The organism is Prochlorococcus marinus str. GP2 (assembly GCF_000759885.1).
GTDB lineage: Bacteria > Cyanobacteriota > Cyanobacteriia > PCC-6307 > Cyanobiaceae > Prochlorococcus_A > Prochlorococcus_A marinus_J.
The window spans coordinates 152,210-172,420 of sequence record NZ_JNAH01000003.1; the positions used below are offsets into that span (position 1 = coordinate 152,210).

Below are 20,211 nucleotides of genomic sequence, written 5' to 3' on the forward strand. Positions count from 1 at the left end.
TTATTGGCTTCTTAATTGAGCAATTCTTAATTTTCCACTTCTAGCTCTTCTATTTAGTTTGACTTCTTGTTCTGAAGGAGTAATTGGTTTTTTTGTCAGGTTTTTTAGTCTTTGATCATTCTTAAAACAACTTTTAACTAACCTATCTTCAAGGGAATGAAAACTAATAATAGAAATAATACCCCCTGGTAAAAGCCATTCAGGAACAACTTCTAAAAATCTTTCTAATACTTCAATCTCTTTATTAACAGCAATTCTTAGTGCTTGAAATGTTTTTGTTGCGGGGTGAATTTTTTTATATCTTTGTTTTGGTGGGAAGCAGCCTGCAATAGAATAAGCTAACTCTTTGGTCCCAGAATATTTCCCATTTTCCTTCAAATCCATTTTTATTTTCCTAGCAATCTTTCTTGATAATCTCTCATCTCCATATTTATAAATTAAGTTAGCTAGATCCTTTTCATTTAAAGCCTCAATTAATTTCTCTGCATCATCCTCAAGAAGAGGATTCATGCGCATATCAAGTGGACCGTCTTTTTGGAAACTAAATCCTCTTTTAGGGTCATCAATTTGGTTACTATTTATGCCAAGATCTGCAATTACAAAAGAAACTTTTTCTTTTGGTATAAAATCAGCAAAATTAGAAGCCTTTATATCAATTCTATTTTTAAATTCATCAAGTTTTTTGGATGCTGATATTCTCGCGAATGGATCTTGATCAATTCCAATTATATTTAAATCCGAATATTTTTTCAATAAATGATAAGAGTGCCCTCCTCCGCCTAAAGTTGCGTCTATTCCCTTGAGTTGGTTGTTATGTATTAATGGGAAATGCTCTAATGAGGCCATAATCTCATCTGTCATAACTGATTTATGATTGAAAAAAGATGAATCAGATAGGTCAGTTTGCATAACTTTCGACTAAGATTTGTTTAGAAGTTAAATTTTGAATGGCTCAGCTAGAGACTAGAACAGAACCAATGGTGGTCAATTTTGGCCCTCACCACCCCTCAATGCATGGGGTTTTAAGGTTAGTTGTAACGCTTGATGGTGAGAATGTCATTGATTGTGAGCCTGTAATTGGATATTTACATAGAGGAATGGAAAAGATAGCTGAAAATAGGACAAATGTAATGTATGTCCCTTATGTAAGCAGAATGGATTATGCAGCAGGAATGTTTTATGAAGCTATTGTAGTAAATGCTCCTGAAAGATTAGCTAATATTCCAGTTCCTAGAAGAGCTAGTTACATCAGAGTTTTAATGCTGGAACTTAATCGTATTGCTAATCATCTTTTATGGCTTGGCCCCTTTTTGGCAGATGTTGGAGCTCAAACTCCATTTTTCTATATTTTTAGAGAAAGAGAAATGATTTATGATCTTTGGGAAGCTGCTACAGGACAAAGACTAATAAATAATAATTTCTTTAGGATAGGTGGTGTCGCATGTGATCTTCCATACGGATGGTTAGAAAAATGTATAGACTTTTGCGATTGGTTCGGTCCAAAGATAGATGAATACGAAAAATTAATTACAAATAATCCTATTTTTAGAAAAAGAATTGAAGGTCTTGGAACAATCCAAAGAGATCAGGCAATTAATTGGTCTTTGTCTGGCCCAATGCTAAGAGCTTCTGGAGTTTCTTGGGATTTAAGGAAAGTTGATAGTTATGAATGTTATGACGATTTTGATTGGCAGATTGCTTCAGAAAAAGAAGGAGATTGTTATGCGAGATATCGAGTCAGAGTTGAAGAGATGAGACAATCACTTAGTATTATTCGTCAAGCTTGCAAAATGATTCCAGGTGGTCCAACAGAAAATTTGGAAGCTAAAAGAATGGCTACTGAGGATAAGAAGAGTGAAATATTTGGTATTGACTATCAATATGTAGCTAAGAAGGTTGCTCCAACTTTTAAAATACCTAATGGAGAATTGTATACAAGATTAGAGTCAGGTAAAGGAGAAATAGGTGTATTTATTCAAGGAAATAATGAAGTTACCCCATGGAGATTTAAAATTAGAGCGGCTGATTTAAATAATCTACAAATATTGCCACATATACTAAAAGGTGCCAAAATCGCCGATATTATGGCAATCCTTGGCTCAATAGATGTCATTATGGGATCTGTTGATAGATAAGTTCTTTAAATGAAACCCGCTGATTGGTTAATATTGCAGAAGAAAGTAAGATTTGGTGATTGTGATTCTGCAGGTGTAATTCATTTTCATAACTTATTAAAATGGTCTCACGAAGCCTGGGAAGAGAGTATTGAAATTTATGGGATTCCTTATCAAGATATTTTTCCGGATTTTTCTATACGTAAATCTCAAATTATTTTTCCCATAGTAAATTGCGAAGCTAACTTTCTTGCGCCTATAAAAATTGGAGATTTCTTAAAAATAAAAATTTCCCCTCATAAAATTAATACACATTTGTTCCAAGTAAATAGCTTTTTTATAAAAAATGAAAATAAAGTAGCAGAAGGAAAAATAATACATTGTTCTTTAGATATTGATTCAAGAAATAAAATAGAACTTCCCGATCAGTTAGTAAGATGGATAGAGGCTTCAAATGTAAGTGCAAATTTAAAAGAGTGCTAATTATTATTTTTTAAATTTATAGTTTATTTTTTCTTTACTGGCATTTTTATTTTTAACAATCCACTTTTCAGGTTTTTCATGTTTAGGCCAATTTTGAGAAAAATTTTTTAATAAATTTAAAGAATTTTCAATCTTTTTATGGTTTGTAAGTTCTCTAAATTCAACAATTATTTTAATTTTATTTCCCCATAATTTGTCTGATACTTTTGAAATATTGAATTTATTAATTGGGATATTTTCTTTGATAATGAAATCATTTAATCGAGTTTCAATTACTTTTGGAAAAACGATTTCTCCTCCTGAATTAAAAGCTTTATCACTTCTTCCAAGAAAGTTTAAATATAAAGAATTATTGATTTGATTAATTTCACCTAAATCACCGGTTTGCCACCACCCATTTTTATTTTTGAAATTTTTAGTTTTTGAAGAGTCTATTATTTCGTTTCCAATTCTGGCTGATTTAATCTCGATTAACCCTTGTGTGTTAATTCTTATTTGCGTATCAGGTAGTATTTCTCCAACATTTTTAAAACCCATTAAGAATTCTTTTGGTTTTAAACTCGTAACCATTGCTGCTGTTTCAGTTGATCCGTAACAAGGTGCTAATTTTATTTTTTCTTCTATACATTGTTCTGCAGTTTCGCCTGAAATAGAAGCTCCACCTACCCAAATTAGATCAAAAATTTTAAGCCAACTAATACCATCTTTTTGAGCTAAAAGTCTTTGTAATTGGGTCGGTACTAATGATGTAATCAGATGTTTTTTATTTTTTTTAGATTTTTTTGTAAAAATTAAAAGTTCTCGAGTTTTTTTTATTAAATTTGGAGAAATATTAATACAATCACATCCCCAAGTTTGACTTCTAAAAATTGGCATTAAGCCACTTATATGGTTCAGGGGTAAAGTATTTAAAATTAAGCAGTTTTGCAATTCAAATCCTTGTTCTATTAGCCATTGTCCTGATGTAAAGGCAGATAATTTAAGATTATCTAGATGGTGAAAACATTTTCTTGGATTTCCAGAACTACCACTACTGTTTAAGATAATTGCTGGCCCATTTTCAGTAATTGAATCTAATACATCTTCATCTTCATAAAATTTGTTTTTTACATAAATAATTTTATTCTCTCTAATTTTTTCAACAATTTTCTCTACAGATTGAGTTTCATTATTTTCAACTTCAATAGTATGAATTTTATTTTTCATAGTTGATCCCATATCTTTTTTGCTTCATTTAAAAATAGAAACGAATTAGGGAATTTATTCATTGCTAAACCAGGAACTTTTGGAGTTGGTCCTTGTAATTGTAGAGACGATAAATGATAAAGCCATCTCTTCCCTATTCCAGTTTCAAATGAAGTACTTATAGATATTAAAGCTTTTTTATTTTCTAATTCTCTTAATAGTTTAACTGGATTATTTTCTTGAGAAGGCCTTCGAATTTGCCAACCCTTCCACTCATCAATCAAAGTTGGAAATTTTAAAAGTGATTCGTCTAAGGCTATAGGGATTTTTTTGTTGAGTTCTTTCATTCCTTCAATATCATCAACACAGAGAGGTTGCTCTAACCAATCTATATTTTTGTTATCTTTCAAAATATCAACCCATCTTTTAGCTATCTTTCTACCCCAAGAACCATTAGCATCTATTCTTAACTTAATATTATTTCCTATTCGGCTTAAAATTTCTTCTAAATTTTTTTCTTCCTCATGGTTTTCTTTTAATGCTACTTTCCATTTTATGGTTAATGATTTTCCGATATTAGATTGTCTTTTTTTAATTTCATTTAGCTCTGAAATTACATTTTCAGAATTCAACAGTATGGCTGTTTTATCAATTTCATCAAAGGCGTAGTTTTCTTTAAAAATTATTTTTCCATTTATCTCAGCTAATGCAGAATTTATTGCAGATTGAATGCATGGGTGAAAAATATTTATGTGCTCAGATAAATTAAATAGTTCTACATACTCAGGGATCATATTTAGTTGTTTTGCACATTTTTTTAAGTCTTCTTCTAGAAGTGGTGAAACTTCTCCAAATCCAATTTTTTTTTCATTACTTGTTAATTTAATTATCCAACCCAGTTTTGTAACATAAGTGGTTTTAGAATTTTCTACTTTTGTGGATAACTTAAATCTATAAGATTTTTTTTTAAAAATTAAGTTCATTTATTAACCAAGTAATTAAATATTAATCCTGTAATTAAGCCAACTCCATTAAGAGTTTGAAATTTTATTGCGATGAATTTAGAATTTTTTATTGCAGAAGGTTTGTTATAAGAATATTTTAATAAATTTATAAGTCTTATTGCTTGAGGAGAACTAATCAAATAAAGGATACAAAACACTGGAATAAATCCAGTAACTATAGTTAAAAGTTGAAAAATATATATTGTAAAAATTATCCAAGGCACAAATTGAGAACCTTTTTTTGCTCCTAGTCGAACCAAAGGTGAATTTTTCCCATGCTTTTTATCTTCAGAAATTTGATGAAAATGTGAACAAAATAATACAAGAGTTGTTGCTAACGAAGGTCCTGAACCAAGCAATAAAGAAACTTTCCAGGGAATAACTTCGAAGTAAATATTAGAAGGATTTAACGCAATTAAGACTGCAGAGTAGGCAAAAGGTCCAAATGCAAGCCAGCATAATGGTTCTCCTAAGCCTTGATAGCCAAATCTAAAAGGAGGTCCTTGATATAAATATCCTAAGAAGCAGCAACATGCAACCAAAATCAAAATGTTAATACTTGTTGATAGTGAAATAATTGAAATTATTAATAAACCAATAACTAAAGATGTATAAGCAATAAATGAAATTATTTTTTTATTTTTTATAAGATTTACAATTGAATGGAATTTAAATTCATCGATTCCTGTTTCTGCATCGAATAAATCATTAGTTAGGTTTTCCCAAAGTAATATAAAAATTGCAGCTAAAGTAAATGCAATCAAATTATAAATTTTTACCTTTTCATATTGATTGAGTATATAAGCACCTGTTATTAAAACCGGAAGTATGGCAACAGAATAAAGAGGCCATTTTATCGCTTGTTTCCATAATTTTTTTTTATCTTCGTCCATTTTTATTTAACTCACAAAATTCGATCATTATTAAATGTAGTTTATAAATTGAGTTACATTTTTTACTTTATTGCATGATTTTTAGTTATTTTCAATAAGTAATGAAAAATGATTTAAACTTAACAGATTTTTTAAAAGATGTATTTTCCTCTTTCGATAAGAAAGTGGAGAATTCTGGATTAGTAAGTATTTGTATTGAGATTCCTCGTATTGATTTATTACAAGTATATAAATTGTTTATAAATAAATATCCATTTTCTTCATTTTGGGAGGAATCTAATGGTATTTCATATATTGCTTTTGAGAAATGTAAATATGTTACTTTGGATGGTCCAAAAAGATTTGAGGTGGCAAAAGAGTTTAATTCTGAGAATTTTAAAAATTTAATTAACTTGACTAATGAATCAAATAATTGGGCACTTTCAAAAATAATTTATTTATTTTCTTTTTCTGAAAACTTGAATAATAAGAATTTATCTTCTGATGTCCCTAGTTTGGAAGCTATCTTACCAAAAATATTAATTATTAAAAGTAATAAGAATTGCTGGTTAAGAATCAATGGTTATGTTGAAGGTAAATCATCATTAAGAACATTAATTGAAGAAATATGGACAATTAGAAATCAAGTTATTACCTCTGGCTCAAAATTAATAAAATCATCTGGTTTAAATACTAGTTTTGATTTACCTATTATTGATGATTTCTTGCACTCCTTAGAAACTTCTAATGCAAGTTTGAAAAAAGTATTAAACAGAGGAATTCAATTAGTAGAAAAAGGTATTCTCGAAAAGATAGTTTTAGCGAACAGGATTAAAATAAAATTTAGAAATAAATTCGATTTAGTAGAAATTTTAAAAAGATTAAAAAAGAATCATCCAAATACATGCAGATATGTTTGGAAAAGAAATAGTAAGGATATTTTGTTTGGAGCATCTCCAGAAAAATTATTTTCTTTTACTAAACCTAATTTAACTTTGGAGGCTCTTGCTGGAACTATCTCTACTAATTCAAATTACAAAAAACTTCTAAAAAGTACTAAAGACGTAAAGGAACATAATTACGTAACACAATATTTGATTAAATGTTTAGAAGTTTCAAAAATAAAAAACTTTGAAAAAAGTGATATTAAGGTAAATTCATTTGGAGATATTTCTCATTTGCAAACACTCATTTTCTCTAAAGTTGAAAATATATGTCCTTTTGAATTGCTTAAAAACTTACATCCATCTCCGGCTGTTTGTGGTTACCCAAAAAATGCAGCATTGGATTGGATAAACACTCTTGAGTCTTTTCCTAGAGGAAATTATGCTTCTCCAATGGGTTGGGTTGATTCATCAGGAAATGCTTCATTTCTTTTAGCAATAAGAGGAGCTAGGTATCTTGAAGAAAATATTGAATTTACTGCCGGTTCAGGTATAGTTTCAGGTTCCGTTTTAGAGAAAGAAATAGATGAGATTAAATTAAAATTTGAATCTATAGTAAAACAAATATTTTTCGCTAAAAAACCTAAATAATTTCCATTAATTTTTCAATAACTTCCTCTGAAACACTCTTGTTGGATAAATTTTCTATTTCTCTTAAACCTGTTGGACTGGTTACATTAATCTCGCTAAGCATTCCATTTATTACATCGATACCTACAAAAAATAAACCTTCATCTTTGAAGTGTTGAGATAATTCTGCGCAGATACTTTTTTCTTTTTCTGTTAATAATGTTGGTTCAGCTTTTCCTCCCATCGCTAAATTACTCCTAAAATCGCCTCCTTGAGGAATCCTATTTATTGATCCAATTGCTTCACCGTTTACGATAATTATTCTTTTATCACCCTCTATGACTTCAGGAATAAATTTTTGCATCATAACGGGTAATTCTTCTTGAGAAGTGATTAATTCAATTATTGATTTTATACCTGGAGAATTTTTATTTATCCTTATAACACCTTGACCACCTTTTCCTCCAAGAGGTTTTATGACTACTTCATTATTTATGTTTGCAAAATTAATAAGATCTTTTACCTTACTCGCAACTATTGTAGGAGCCATTAAGTGGCTGTATCTCAAAGCGCCTAGCTTTTCATTCCATGCTCTTAACGATGAGGGTTTGTTGATTACTTTTACGCCTTTTCTTTCGGCAACTTCTAAAAGATGAGTTGCATATAAATAAGCCTCATTTACAGGAGGATCTTTTCTCATCCAAATGCAATTAAATTCGGCGAGAGGTATGCAATCATTATCTTTGAAAGAAATCCACGGATTTACTTCAACTTTTAGGGAAGATGCCCATACTTCATCACCTCTAGCTTCAAGGTCCTGAGGAGTACAACTCCAGATTTCAATATTTTTTTTTGATGATGCTTGCATTAAAGCAGCAGTTGAATCTTTTAAGGGATTAATATTTTTTATTGGATCTATCACGAATAGAAATTTCATAAGATCTAATTTAATAATGCGTCTAATTTACTTTCTTTTTCTAATGTGTAGAGATCATCGCAGCCCCCGATACCCTCATTATCTATAAATATTTGTGGCAATGTTCTTCTACCATCAGCTCTTTCAATCATCAATGCTCTGGCATCTTCGTCGCCATCTATTTTATATTCTGTAAAATTTATATTTTTTTTCTTGAGTAGTGATTTCGCTCGAATACAGAATGGGCAATATTGCCAAGTATAAATTTCAACTTTGGACATTTTTTTAAAATAATACTTAGTTTATACTATTAAATAAAACTCCTTGTTAGATTATAAATAACGATTAAATTCTATTTTGATAGATATTACAGATTTCAAAAAAGATCTTTCGGAACTAACAGAGCGCCTGGCTAATGCTCAGGATTGTCTTTGACGTTCCAAGATTAAAAGCGAAAAGTAGAGAGTTAGAGCAAATTTCTGCTCAACCTGAATTTTGGGAGAATCAAGAAGAAGCGAAAAAACAAATGTTAATCCTTGACGATGTTAAGGCTCAACTTGAATTGTTGGATAAATGGAAAACTTTTATTTCTGATGCTAATGCCTCTCTAGAGCTTTATTCTTTAGAACCAGAAGAGGAAATGATTTTGGAATCCCAGCAGGGTTTAAATAAATTAAGAGAGAATTTAGATAAATGGGAATTTGAAAGATTGTTATGTGGTGAATATGATAAGGAAGGCGCAGTAGTTTCTATTAACGCAGGTGCTGGTGGAACAGATGCTCAGGATTGGGTAGAGATCTTATTGAGAATGTATACAAGATGGGCCGATAATAATCAAATGAGTTTAATTATTAATGAATTATCTCAAGGAGAAGAAGCAGGTATCAAAAGTGTAACTTTTGAAATTGATGGGAAATATGCTTACGGATATTTACAACATGAAAAAGGAACTCATAGATTAGTAAGAATTTCACCTTTCAATGCTAATGGTAAAAGACAAACCAGCTTTGCTGGGGTGGAGGTCATGCCAAAATTAGATGAAAATATTTCACTTCATATACCTGAAAAAGATTTGGAAATTACAACAAGTAGATCTGGTGGGGCTGGAGGACAAAATGTTAACAAAGTAGAAACAGCGGTGAGAATTGTTCATTTGCCTTCAGGGATTTCAGTAAGATGTACCCAAGAAAGATCTCAATTACAAAATAAAGAAAAAGCTATGTTACTTCTTAAGTCTAAACTACTCGTGATTGCTAAAGAACAACGAGCTGCAGAAGTCGCTGATATTAAAGGTGAAATTGTGGAAGCTGCATGGGGCAATCAAATAAGAAATTATGTTTTCCATCCCTATCAAATGGTAAAAGATCTAAGAACTATGCAGGAGACTAACGACTTAGATAGTGTTTTAGATGGTGAACTTGAACCATTTATTTATGAATTATTACGCATGAATATTTCTTCTAACGAATCTATTGAATAACTAATGAAAAATAAAGACGAAAATATAGAAAAAAAAGTTGCTCCCCCAAGCTTTATAAAGCTTGCTATGCGAAATATGGTAAGGAAGGGTTCAAAAAGTATTTCTCATTTTTCAATAACCTTTCTAGTTTTAATAGGGATATTAATACTTATAGCCACAATAGGTAAGCCTAATATTCCTCTATAAGAATGTATGGAAGAAAAAATTATTTCTGAAATAAATTTAGATTTGGTTTTTAAATGTAATGAATTTCCCCAATTTTCAAATAAGTTAAAAGATTCTAAAAATAAGCTTATTTTTGAATCTAGTTTTTGGGAGAAAGTTTTTTTATCTTGGATAAAAATAATATTAAAAAAAGACGATTATAAATTGCCAAATTGCATTTTTGAAAAAAAGTCTTTTTCATTAGGTTTACAGATAATATCTAATCAAGAAATTTCTTTTATGAACCAGAAGTGGATGCAAAAAAATGGACCAACTGATGTTTTATCTTTCCCAATCATTTCAGATGAATCTCTAAATAATTTAGATCATATAGAGTTGGGAGATATATTTATATCATTAGAGATCGCACTTGAGCAATCTTATGAATATAAACATTCAATCTATAAAGAAATGCTCTGGTTGGCTAGTCATGGATTTTTACATCTTTTGGGATGGGAACATAATAATGATCTTGATTTAGAAAATATGTTAAATTTTCAGGAATATTTAATTAAAAAATTAGATTAAAAATCTATGGACAAAAAAATAAACTCTCTAAAAAATAGAAGAGAATCATATAAAACTTCCAGTAATGTATTAATAAGTTTTAAGTATGCTTTTAGTGGAATTAGTTACGTATTAAAAACTTCAAGAAATTTTAAAATTCAATTAATTTTTGCAGTTACAAGTTTAATGATTGGTTTTTTACTGAAAATTAGTCAAATTAATTATGTAATTTTGATTGCCGCAATTATGTCTGTTTTAATATTAGAAGTATTAAACACATCTCTTGAATCAATAGTTGATTTAGTAGTGAAAAAAGAATTTAGTAGTTTGGCTAAAATTTCAAAAGATACTTCTGCAGGAGCAGTGTTATTAGCTTCCATTAATTCTGTTATTATTGCGGTATATATTTTTGTTCCTAAAATTAAGGTGTTATTTGAATTTATATAAATATGTTTCTTGTTATTGATAATTACGATAGTTTTACATATAACCTTGTTCAATATTTAGGAGAACTTTCTGTTGATCATGAAATTACTAAAGAATTAATAGTTAAAAGAAATGATGAAATTACTCTAGATGAAATTATCAAACTAAATCCTAGTGGAATCCTATTATCTCCAGGTCCTGGTAATCCAGATCAATCTGGAATTTGTCTGCCAATACTAAAAAAATTATCTAAAAATATTCCGACATTAGGAGTTTGTTTAGGGCATCAAGCTTTGGCCCAAGCTTTTGGAGGTAAGGTTATAGTTGGGAGAGAACTTATGCATGGTAAGACATCCAAAATATTTCATAATCAAAAAGGTTTGTTTAAAGATATCGAGACTCCATTTGTGGCAACTAGATATCATAGTCTTATAGTTGATTCAAGTTCATTACCAACTTGTTTCGATATAACTGCGACTTTAGAAGACTCAACTATTATGGCTATTTCTCACAAAGAATATAAGCATTTACATGGAGTACAGTTTCATCCTGAAAGTGTATTGACACAATTTGGTCATAAATTAATTAGTAATTTTCTAAAAATGGCTGAACAAAAGTAAAATATAAAAAAATTTATAATATGATTTCTCAAATTAAAAACATTTTCTTTTTTATACTATTCAGCTCTTTTTTGCCGACCTCATTATTGGCAAGAAATTTAGTAATAAAAAGTCTAGGACATAGTAGTTTCTTAATTAATAGTGCTGAAAAATCGATTCTTATAAATCCCTTTAAAGCAATAGGTTGTGCAAGCAATTTAAAAGAGCCAAAAGAAGTCAACGTGGATTTTATATTGGCTAGTTCTAGGCTTCCAGATGAAGGATATAATCCTAATAATCAATTAATGTTTGTAGAGCCAGGAATCTACCAATTTGAGGATATTTTATTAAATGGAATTTCCGTCCCACATGACAGAGTAGATGGAAGAAGATTTGGGATGGCAACTGTTTGGAGTTGGGAGCAGAATGATCTTAAAATTGTTCATATGGGAGGTGCTGCTGGTGATATTGATATCAATAGTCAAATTATTTTGTCTCGCCCAGATATCTTATTTATTTCAATTGGAGGGGGAAAAAAATCTTATGATGGGAAAGAAGCCTCAAGAATCATTAATATTTTAAAACCTAATGTAGTTATTCCTGTTCATTTTGTTCGCGGGAAAAAAATTAATAAAGAATGTGATTTCTCAAATGCTGATTTGTTTATCGAAAATATGAAAGATTTCAAAGTAAAATATGTAGGAAAAAATTTTAAAATAAAACCTAAAAGAATAGATGAAAATACAATTTATATTTTCAGTGATTAATTTATTAAATCTAAATCCTTGTAATTATCCCAGAAAAAACTCATCTGTTCTTTTGTTCCAATACTAACCCTTATTGACTGACCAATATCTTTTTTGTTTTCCATACTTCTAATAAGAATACCTTTTTCTCTCATCTGTTCTATTAATATTTTAGGATCTTTTTTAGGCCAAATTAAGAAATAATTACCTCCACTGAAGTGAGTTCTGATTTTTGTTGATTTAAATTTATTTAAAATCCATTCTCTTGCCTTTTTTACTTCTAAAACATAATTTTCTACATATGATTTGTCATTAAGTGCTGCTAATGCTGCTGTTATAGCAAAGCTATTAACATCATATGGTCCTGTAACTTTATTGATGTATTTAATTAAAATTTTATTGCCAAAAGTAAAGCCTATTCTTAAACCAGCTAAACCTGCAGTTTTTGAGAGAGATTGTATTATTAGTATGTTTTTATTCTTTTCAAAATCTATTGATCTAAGAAGACTATCTCCGTCAAATTTTTCATATAGTTCATCAACAATTATCAATGAATCTTTTTTGAGATTAGCTAAGTTAATTATTTCTTGAGAGCTTAAAACCGTTCCTGTTGGATTATTAGGGTTGCAAATAAATATTAACTTGGGATTATGCTTTATTATTTTTTCACCAAATTCTTCCATGGGGAATATAAAATTTTCTCCAATGTATGAACAACTGATTTTCTTCATTCCTCGCATTTCTGCGCAAGGAGAATAATAACCAAAAGTTGGATTTGTGGTTAGAAATATTTGATCTTTTTCTCCAAAGCAATGGAAAATTGCATTTATTGCTGCATCTGCTCCATTGAAAATTCCGATTTCATCATTATCAAATTTCCTTGAATCAAGATATTTTTCACATAAAAATTTTTTTAAAAAATTATATTCTGGATAAATTGAAATCTCATCTAATTTTATCGCTTGTAATGCCTCTATTACCTTAGGACTTGGACCTAAAGTATTTTCATTAAAATCTAAGCGGAGTAAATTTCTTCTATTTTCTAAAGGTGCAGAGTAAGACTGCATATTTATTATTTCTTCTCTTGGATTTGGGAAAAGATTATCTACTGGATTAAAATCATTCATTACATTCTTTCTAAAGTTTCAATTCCTAGAAGCTCTAAGCTTAATTTTAGTGTTTTTGCAGTTAGATCACATAAATTCAGTCTAGAAATTTTTTTATATTTTTCTTCTTTGAGTATTGGAACTTGATCATAGAATCTATTAAAAGTCTGACATAGCTCAAAAAGATAATTGCATAATCTATTTGGCATTAAGTCTTTTTCAATAGATATTATGACTTCATCGAACTTAAGTAATTTTCGAATAAGTTTCCATTCAGATTTATGTTCATAATTTATATATTGACAATCTTTAGAGTCATAAAAAAAATCATTTTTTCTATTAATTCCTGCAATTCTTACCAGTGTATATAACAAATAGGGAGCCGTATTACCATTCAGGGAAAGCATTTTATCAAAACTAAATTGATAATTAGTAATTCTATTTTGGCTTAAATCTGCATACTTAACAGCACCTAATCCAATGATTCTTGAAGTATTTGTAATAAAATCTTCTGTCTCATAACGATTTTCATCTTCTAATCTTTTCAATAAATCTTCTTTTGCTCTTCTAACTGCTTCTTTTAATAAATCTTTTAAACGTATTGTTTCACCTTCCCTTGTCTTTAGTTTTTTGCCATCAATTCCTTGAACTAAACCAAAAGGGACATGGTCTACTTGACAATTGTCTGGGATCCATTTTGCTTTTTTTGCAACTTGAAAAACTCCAGCAAAATGATTTGCTTGTCCATGATCAGTTACATAAATAATTCTAGAAGCATCATCTCCATCAGGTGGTTTATTGAATCTGTATCTTATAGCAGCAAGATCGGTAGTAGCGTAGTTAAAACCTCCATCTTTTTTTTGAATAATTAGCGGTAAAGGTTTGCCTTCTTTATTAGTCATCCCATCTAAAAATACACATTTTGCCCCTTGATCTTCTATTAATATTTTTTTAAAATTCAAATCCTCAATAACTGATTTTAAGAAGGGATTATAAAAAGATTCACCTCTTTCTTCTATTTTTATTTTTAAATTTCTATAGATTTCATCAAATTCTTTTCTAGATTGATCACATAATAATTTCCAAGCTTTAATCGATTTAATATCTCCACTTTGTAACTTAACTACTTCTTCTCTAGATCTTTTTTGGAATTCAGATTCATTATCAAATCTTTTTTTTGATTCTTTATAAAATTCAACTAAATCACTTATTTTAATATTCCCTATCTCTTCTAAATTATTTGAATATAAATCTTTGAGCTGAGTAATAAGCATTCCAAATTGCGTTCCCCAATCGCCAACATGATTCAGCCTTAATACTTGATAACCTCTTAACTCGAAAATTCTTGATATTGAATCGCCTATTATTGTTGATCTTAAATGCCCTACATGCATTTCTTTAGCAATATTAGGACTAGAAAAATCTACGATGACTTTATTTGATAAACCACTATCTAAATCTTTTTTAATTTGAGGTACGCCAGCCCTTTGGCATTGAATATTTGATTTAATTTCATTTATGAGAACTTCATCTTTTAATTTTATATTGATAAATCCAGGTCCAGCTATTTCTAGACTCTTACATAATTTTGTTATGCTTTTATTTTTATTTAAAAGGTTAATTAAATCAGTAGAAATATCTCTTGGATTCTTCTTATATATTTTAGATAAACTTAAACAAACATTACATTGATAATCACCAAATTCCTCTTTTGATGATTGTGTAATTAAATTTTTTCGAAGAATTTCAAATTCTCCTTTTTTATCATTTTTTTCAAGACTATCTAAAAGAGATTTTTCAAATTGTTTTGTTAATTCTTTAAAAATGATTAGCATTAATTATTCAATTATTTATCTATATGATTTTTTAATATAACGCATACTCAAATCAATCCAATTACTTTTGGTGATTGAAGAACTTGTTGAAATCAAATCAATACCTTTTATTAGATATTTACTAATTTCTTCAGGGTTAATTCCAGAAACTTCTATTATCAAATTTTTATTAACTTCTTTTTTTAAGCTATTCATTGATAAATCTCTTAATTCTTGAACGTTTTTTTTGATTGTTTCAGGACTCAGTTCATCTAATAAGACACTATCTGCTCCTGCTAATACTGCTTCTTTTGCCTGTTCGATATTCTCAGCTTCAATTATGATATGAGTTGTAAAAGGTGAATTTAGTCGAATTTTTTTTACTGCATTATTAAGATTATCTGTCCATGCAATGTGATTTTCTTTTATCATAGCTGAGTCGTATAATCCCATTCTATGATTCACTCCACCTCCGCATTTGAATGCATATTTTTCAAATATTCTTAAGCCAGGAGTAGTTTTCCTAGTATCTGCTAATTTTATATTTGTACCTTCTAACTTATTTACAAGATTCTTTGTGTATGTTGATATTCCAGATAAATGCATTGCTATATTTAAGCCTATTCTTTCACTAGCTAGCAAACTTTTTGAAGGTCCATATATTTCTAAGAGTTTTTGATCTTTAACAAATTGATCTCCATCAGAGATATTAAATTTTGAACTGATTTTTAAATCAATTTTTTTAAAAATTTCTTTTATTATCTCTACACCACAAAATATACCACCTTCTTTTGCAATCCAATATGCATTACCATTCTCTTCTGTAATAGAAGGACTTGTAAGATCTCCCCTCCCTATATCTTCATCGATCCAATTATCAATGATCTTACTAATTATTGGAGTATTTAAATCCACTAAACTAAAAAAATAATTAATTAATGAAAATTCATCTAAAGTTAGAGAATCAACTATATATCACTATCTAATTTAACTCAAATTTATTTACCAATACAAAACTTAGAAAAAATATTATCTAGAAGTTCCTCCGTTAATTCTTGACCAGTTATTTTAGATAAGTTTTGAATTCCATCTCTCAGTTCTATCGATAACAAATCAAATGGCAATTTATTTTTAATGATTTCATCAGTATCATTTAAATTAGATAGGCAAGCAGACAAATTTGTTAGATGTCTTTCGTTTAAAAATATATTGATATTTTCTACTTGTTTTAATCCACATTTTTTTATGATTGTGTCGATTAATAATCTTTCACCATCATTATGCTTAATGCTCATCAGAATTGTGTTTTTTAACTCATTTGAATTAATATTTTTGCGATCAATTAAATCTTTTTTATTGCCCAAAATAGTAATTAATTTGTCTTTGGGGATTTCTTCTATTATTTTTTTGTCTTCTTCATTAAATCCTTCCTCAAGACTATAAATATAAATTATAAAATCTGACTCTTTAATTTTCCCAAAACTTTTTTTAATTCCAATACTTTCAATTTGTTCATGAGTTTCTCTTATGCCAGCAGTATCAATTATTTTCATTGGAATATCATTAATAGTTAAATTAACTTCAATAACATCTCTAGTTGTTCCAGGAATATTAGTTACGATTGCTTTTTCTTTTTTTGCAAGCAAATTTAGTAAAGAGCTTTTACCAACATTTGTTTTACCTATAAGCGCAATGGATATTCCATTGTGAATATATGAATTTCTTTTTGCATTTTCTATTAGTAATTCTATTTTTTCTTTTACTTTTTTAATTTTTTTTAGATATTTTGTGTAATCAAAATCTGTGAAGTCTTCTTCAAAATCAACTCTCGCTTCTATTTCGCAAAGTTGATTTATAAGGTCATTTTTAATATCATTAATTTTTTTCTTTATTTCTCCTTGAATCCCACTAAAAGCCAACTCTGCTGATCTTGTATTACTTGCATTAATTAATTGATTAATCGACTCGGCTTGAGTAAGGTCTATTTTTCCATTAAGAAAAGCTCTTTGACTAAATTCTCCTGGATTTGCGAGTCTAACTCTAGAATTACAAGATAATAATCTTTTTAGAACTTTATTTACTATGATAATTCCTCCATGGCAATGAAGTTCCACTACATCCTCTCCTGTGAAGCTATTTGGTGATTTCATTACTAAAATTAAAACCTCATCTATAAATTTATTTTGTTTATTTTCCTTAATAAAACCATAAAAAACTCTATGTGATTCCCATGCATATTTGGATTTAGTTTGAACAATCTTTTTGCAAGAATTTATTGAGTCTTTCCCTGATACTCTTATTATCGCAACTCCTCCTTTCCCTATACTTATAGCTGAAGCAATTGCGGCTATGGTATCTTCTGTAGTAACTATCGAATCCATCTCTCGCTTTGTTATGGATAATTAAGTAAAATTATCAAGAATTTAATTTTGAAATTTTCTTTCTGAATGAGATTTAAAAGAGATATTACCTATAAGAAAATTCTATCATTATTTAGGAATCAGAATGGAAGTCCTTTCTTTAATGCTACAGGTTTAGCTATAGGGGTATTTAGTGGCTGCTTTCCTTTTTTTGGGTTTCAGACTTTAATAGGGGTATTTTTAGCGAAAATAGCAAAGGGAAATATTGTTCTAGCTGCAATTGGTACTTGGATCAGCAATCCTTTTACTTATATTCCACTTTATTATTTTAACTATAAAGTTGGTTCGATTTTTTTTAATAATTCTTCTAATAAAATTCTTGAAAAGAATTTAGTTATTGATGACTTATGGAACCAAGGAAGAATTTTTTCCCTAAAATTACTTTTAGGTTCTTCATTTGTAGGTATTTTATTAGCTTTGATTTGCGGAAGTATTGCTTTCTTTATCTACAAGATAAAAAGTAAAAGATAGATTGATCTGAGTTTGTAATTAACTTTGTCCAACTCTGGCAATGTCTAAAACATCTGCCATTGATTTAATTTGTTCAATTGTTTTGTGAAGTTGATTATAACTTTCAAGACCTACACAAAGATTTATAATAGCTGGTTTACCATAAGCAGTTTTAACATTTGCATCGCTAACGTTTATACCTTTATCAGATAACCGCATAAGAATATCTTTAAGGACTCCAACTCTATCTATTACTTCTATTCGTAGCTGAATTGGAAACTTATTATCGCCAGTTTTATTATCTTGATTCCAACCAACAGGTAATCTCCTCTCTATTGGAATTGGTATTACATTTTCACAATCTTCCCTATGTATGGTTATCCCATGGTTGCCAAGCGATACAGTTCCGATAATATCCTCGCCTGGAAGTGGTGTACAACATTTACCTATTCTGTAATCAAGACCTTCTATCCCGGAAATTGGTGATTTAGCTGCCGCATTAGATTTATTAGTGGATAAATTACTATTACTTTTAATAGATTTTGCTATTTCAGAGTCAGAAACATTTTTTACATCTTCTGTTTGTAATTTTATTTCTTCTCTTAGTCTATTTAATACTTGATGCAAAGTTAAACCACCAAAACCAAGAGATGCAAGAAGGTCTTCAGAAGTTTTTAAATTGCATCGATTTGCAACTTTTTTCATGGCTTCACTAGAAAGTAATGCTTCAAAACCGTTTCGACCTACTTCTTTTTCAAGTAAATCTCTACCTCTTTTAATCGTTTCATCACGATGGCTTTTCTTATACCATTGGCGGATTCTATTTTTAGCAGTTGGCGTAACTACAAAGTTCAGCCAATCCAAGCTTGGAGTAGCATTATTACTTGTCAAAATTTCTATGAAGTCACCATTTTGAAGTGCTGTAGATAATGGAGAAAGCTTTTCATTAATTCTTATTCCACTACAGTGATTTCCAACTTCAGAATGAATTCTGTAGGCAAAATCTATCGCGGTAGATCCTTTCCTTAAACCAACAACATCTCCTTTTGGAGTGATTACAAATACTTCTTCATCAAATAAATCTTCTTTAATTGAAGCTAAATAATCATTATGATCCCTTTCATTACCTTCTTGTTGCCATTCTACTAATTGTCTTAGCCAATTAAATCTCTCGGCATTACTTTTAGCAGGAGAACCACCTTCTTTGTATTGCCAATGAGCAGCAATACCATATTCAGCAATTTGATGCATCGAAGCAGTTCTAATTTGAACTTCAATAGGTCGATGTCTCCCAATCACAGAAGTGTGTAAGGACTGGTACCCATTGGGTTTTGGTAATCCTATATAGTCTTTAAATCTTCCTGGAATTGGTTTGAAAGTATCATGAACAACTGCTAAAGCTCTGTAACAACTATCTGAATTGTCCACGATAATTCTAAGGGCAGCAACATCATAAATCTCGTGAAAATGCTTTTGTTGTCTTTTCATTTTGCTCCAGATGCCATAAAGATGTTTTGGCCTTCCTGTTTTTTCAAAATTTTTCAAACCTGCTGAAACCAAGTTTTCCTTCATAAGATTTAAAGTTACTTTTAATCTTTTTTCTCTATCACTTCTTTTAACAGCGATTTGATCTTTAAGATCTAGATATTCTTTAGGCTCTAGGAATTTAAAAGCTAAATCTTCTAATTCCCATTTAAATCTGTTTATTCCTAGTCGATTAGCTAATGGTGCATAAATCTCTCTTGTCTCTCTCGCTATTCTTAGTTTTTTCTCATCATTTAGCCATTCAATTGTTCTCATGTTATGAAGTCGATCTGCAAGTTTTACTAACACAACTCTGATATCGCTGGCCATAGCCAAAAACATTTTCCTAAGATTTTCAGCTTGTGCTTCAGTCCTGTTGTTAAAGTGGATTCCACCTAATTTTGTTACACCCTCCACAAGTATTTTTACTTCTAATCCAAAATTTGTTTCTATTTCGGATAAATCAATTCCAGTATCTTCAACAACATCATGTAAAAGGCCTGCAGCAATAACAGATGAACTAGCACCTATTTCTTTGAGGAGATTTGCAACAGCAACCGGGTGGATAATGTATGGCTCGCCGCTCGCGCGGAATTGTCCATCATGAGCTTTGTAAGCAAGTTTAAAAGCCTTTACTATAAGGTTTTGATTCTCATCATTTTCTTTATTTGATTTTTCAAAACTATTAATATCTTTAAGAAGCCAATCGGGAATTTTTATTTGATAATTCAAAGATTCACTTTCATATTTTTTATTTTCAGGCAAAATAGTTTTGGAAACTTCAATTTCGTTTTTTTCTTTTGAATTTGCAGCTGCCTCTGACATTTTATATTGCTTTAGATGTATT

At 29.5% G+C, this 20,211-nt stretch carries 21 protein-coding genes; 10 read left to right on the forward strand and 11 right to left on the reverse strand.

Going from position 1 to position 20,211, the window contains the following annotated elements:
• Entirely contained in the window at nucleotides 1-909 is a 909-nt protein-coding gene (gene rsmH / locus EU91_RS06800; protein WP_032523944.1) for a 16S rRNA (cytosine(1402)-N(4))-methyltransferase RsmH, read from the reverse strand.
• Between the two features lie 38 nt (nucleotides 910-947).
• Between rsmH and EU91_RS06795 the strand changes: the two genes are divergently transcribed.
• Together EU91_RS06795 and EU91_RS06790 are read left to right on the forward strand one after the other, a co-directional pair.
• The gene (locus EU91_RS06795) at nucleotides 948-2,135 is read left to right on the forward strand and encodes an NAD(P)H-quinone oxidoreductase subunit H (RefSeq protein ID WP_032523945.1); all 1,188 of its coding nucleotides are present in this window, start codon (nucleotides 948-950) and stop codon (nucleotides 2,133-2,135) included.
• Nucleotides 2,136-2,144: 9 nt separating this feature from the next.
• On the forward strand, nucleotides 2,145-2,597 hold the full coding sequence (locus EU91_RS06790) for an acyl-CoA thioesterase (RefSeq protein ID WP_032523946.1): 453 nt from the start codon (nucleotides 2,145-2,147) through the stop codon (nucleotides 2,595-2,597).
• Between the two features lie 3 nt (nucleotides 2,598-2,600).
• Here EU91_RS06790 and EU91_RS06785 read toward each other — a convergent pair whose 3' ends face one another.
• Genes EU91_RS06785 through menA form a run of 3 tightly spaced genes read right to left on the reverse strand, consistent with a single transcriptional unit; the run spans nucleotide 2,601 to nucleotide 5,679 of the window.
• Nucleotides 2,601-3,803: an AMP-binding protein gene (locus EU91_RS06785; RefSeq protein WP_032524191.1), complete on the reverse strand. Its 1,203-nt coding sequence runs from the start codon at nucleotides 3,801-3,803 to the stop codon at nucleotides 2,601-2,603.
• Nucleotides 3,800-4,765, reverse strand: a complete 966-nt coding sequence (locus tag EU91_RS06780; RefSeq protein ID WP_032523947.1) for an o-succinylbenzoate synthase — start codon at nucleotides 4,763-4,765, stop codon at nucleotides 3,800-3,802. Before EU91_RS06780 ends, EU91_RS06785 begins: the two co-directional genes overlap by 4 nt.
• Nucleotides 4,762-5,679, reverse strand: a complete 918-nt coding sequence (gene menA, locus EU91_RS06775) for a 2-carboxy-1,4-naphthoquinone phytyltransferase (protein ID WP_032523948.1) — start codon at nucleotides 5,677-5,679, stop codon at nucleotides 4,762-4,764. Before menA ends, EU91_RS06780 begins: the two co-directional genes overlap by 4 nt.
• A gap of 101 nt (nucleotides 5,680-5,780) precedes the next feature.
• Here menA and EU91_RS06770 point away from each other — a divergent pair, with 101 nt between their 5' ends.
• Nucleotides 5,781-7,193: a chorismate-binding protein gene (locus tag EU91_RS06770; RefSeq protein ID WP_032523949.1), complete on the forward strand. Its 1,413-nt coding sequence runs from the start codon at nucleotides 5,781-5,783 to the stop codon at nucleotides 7,191-7,193.
• Here the strand turns inward: EU91_RS06770 and gshB are convergent.
• Nucleotides 7,186-8,109, reverse strand: a complete 924-nt coding sequence (gene gshB / locus EU91_RS06765) for a glutathione synthase (protein WP_032523950.1) — start codon at nucleotides 8,107-8,109, stop codon at nucleotides 7,186-7,188. The genes EU91_RS06770 and gshB overlap by 8 nt on opposite strands.
• A 5-nt stretch (nucleotides 8,110-8,114) precedes the next feature.
• Nucleotides 8,115-8,369 carry a glutaredoxin 3 gene (gene grxC, locus EU91_RS0108415; RefSeq protein WP_032523951.1) on the reverse strand — a complete coding sequence of 85 codons (255 nt, stop codon included), beginning with the start codon at nucleotides 8,367-8,369 and terminating at the stop codon, nucleotides 8,115-8,117.
• A 76-nt stretch (nucleotides 8,370-8,445) separates the two neighbouring features.
• Between grxC and prfB the strand changes: the two genes are divergently transcribed.
• From prfB to EU91_RS06735, 6 genes are all read left to right on the forward strand, one after another.
• Nucleotides 8,446-9,568, forward strand: a protein-coding gene (prfB, locus tag EU91_RS06760) for a peptide chain release factor 2 (RefSeq protein ID WP_152556165.1) whose coding sequence is annotated in 2 segments (ribosomal slippage) — nucleotides 8,446-8,520 and nucleotides 8,522-9,568 — 1,122 coding nt in all. Because the reading frame shifts where the segments join, the coding sequence is not laid out codon by codon here.
• Between the two features lie 3 nt (nucleotides 9,569-9,571).
• Nucleotides 9,572-9,754: a DUF3285 domain-containing protein gene (locus EU91_RS06755; RefSeq protein ID WP_032523953.1), complete on the forward strand. Its 183-nt coding sequence runs from the start codon at nucleotides 9,572-9,574 to the stop codon at nucleotides 9,752-9,754.
• 6 nt (nucleotides 9,755-9,760) lie between these two features.
• The gene (ybeY, locus tag EU91_RS06750; RefSeq protein ID WP_032523954.1) at nucleotides 9,761-10,300 is read left to right on the forward strand and encodes an rRNA maturation RNase YbeY; all 540 of its coding nucleotides are present in this window, start codon (nucleotides 9,761-9,763) and stop codon (nucleotides 10,298-10,300) included.
• Between the two features lie 6 nt (nucleotides 10,301-10,306).
• A complete protein-coding gene (locus tag EU91_RS06745) occupies nucleotides 10,307-10,726 on the forward strand; it encodes a diacylglycerol kinase family protein (protein WP_032523955.1) in 420 nt (139 codons plus the stop codon).
• Nucleotides 10,727-10,728: 2 nt separating this feature from the next.
• Nucleotides 10,729-11,325 carry an anthranilate synthase component II gene (locus tag EU91_RS06740; protein ID WP_032523956.1) on the forward strand — a complete coding sequence of 199 codons (597 nt, stop codon included), beginning with the start codon at nucleotides 10,729-10,731 and terminating at the stop codon, nucleotides 11,323-11,325.
• Nucleotides 11,326-11,345: 20 nt separating this feature from the next.
• Nucleotides 11,346-12,071 (forward strand): MBL fold metallo-hydrolase, encoded by a 726-nt coding sequence (locus EU91_RS06735; protein WP_032523957.1) that lies wholly within the window; start codon nucleotides 11,346-11,348, stop codon nucleotides 12,069-12,071.
• Here EU91_RS06735 and EU91_RS06730 read toward each other — a convergent pair.
• The 4 genes from EU91_RS06730 to mnmE all read right to left on the reverse strand — a co-directional run bounded on the left by EU91_RS06730 (nucleotide 12,068) and on the right by mnmE (nucleotide 17,351).
• Complete coding sequence (locus tag EU91_RS06730) at nucleotides 12,068-13,177, reverse strand: pyridoxal phosphate-dependent aminotransferase (protein ID WP_032523958.1); 1,110 nt, start codon at nucleotides 13,175-13,177, stop codon at nucleotides 12,068-12,070. The genes EU91_RS06735 and EU91_RS06730 overlap by 4 nt on opposite strands.
• Nucleotides 13,177-14,991: an arginine--tRNA ligase gene (argS, locus tag EU91_RS06725; protein ID WP_032523959.1), complete on the reverse strand. Its 1,815-nt coding sequence runs from the start codon at nucleotides 14,989-14,991 to the stop codon at nucleotides 13,177-13,179. Before argS ends, EU91_RS06730 begins: the two co-directional genes overlap by 1 nt.
• A gap of 15 nt (nucleotides 14,992-15,006) precedes the next feature.
• Entirely contained in the window at nucleotides 15,007-15,885 is an 879-nt protein-coding gene (nadC, locus tag EU91_RS06720; protein ID WP_032523960.1) for a carboxylating nicotinate-nucleotide diphosphorylase, read from the reverse strand.
• Between the two features lie 83 nt (nucleotides 15,886-15,968).
• Nucleotides 15,969-17,351, reverse strand: a complete 1,383-nt coding sequence (gene mnmE / locus EU91_RS06715; RefSeq protein WP_032523961.1) for a tRNA uridine-5-carboxymethylaminomethyl(34) synthesis GTPase MnmE — start codon at nucleotides 17,349-17,351, stop codon at nucleotides 15,969-15,971.
• Nucleotides 17,352-17,417: 66 nt separating this feature from the next.
• On the opposite strand from mnmE, the gene EU91_RS06710 reads away from it, so the two are divergent.
• Nucleotides 17,418-17,861: a DUF2062 domain-containing protein gene (locus EU91_RS06710; protein WP_032523962.1), complete on the forward strand. Its 444-nt coding sequence runs from the start codon at nucleotides 17,418-17,420 to the stop codon at nucleotides 17,859-17,861.
• Between the two features lie 18 nt (nucleotides 17,862-17,879).
• Here the strand turns inward: EU91_RS06710 and EU91_RS06705 are convergent, their stop codons facing one another.
• Nucleotides 17,880-20,189, reverse strand: a complete 2,310-nt coding sequence (locus EU91_RS06705; protein WP_032523963.1) for a RelA/SpoT family protein — start codon at nucleotides 20,187-20,189, stop codon at nucleotides 17,880-17,882.
• Between the last annotated feature and the right edge of the window lie 22 nt (nucleotides 20,190-20,211).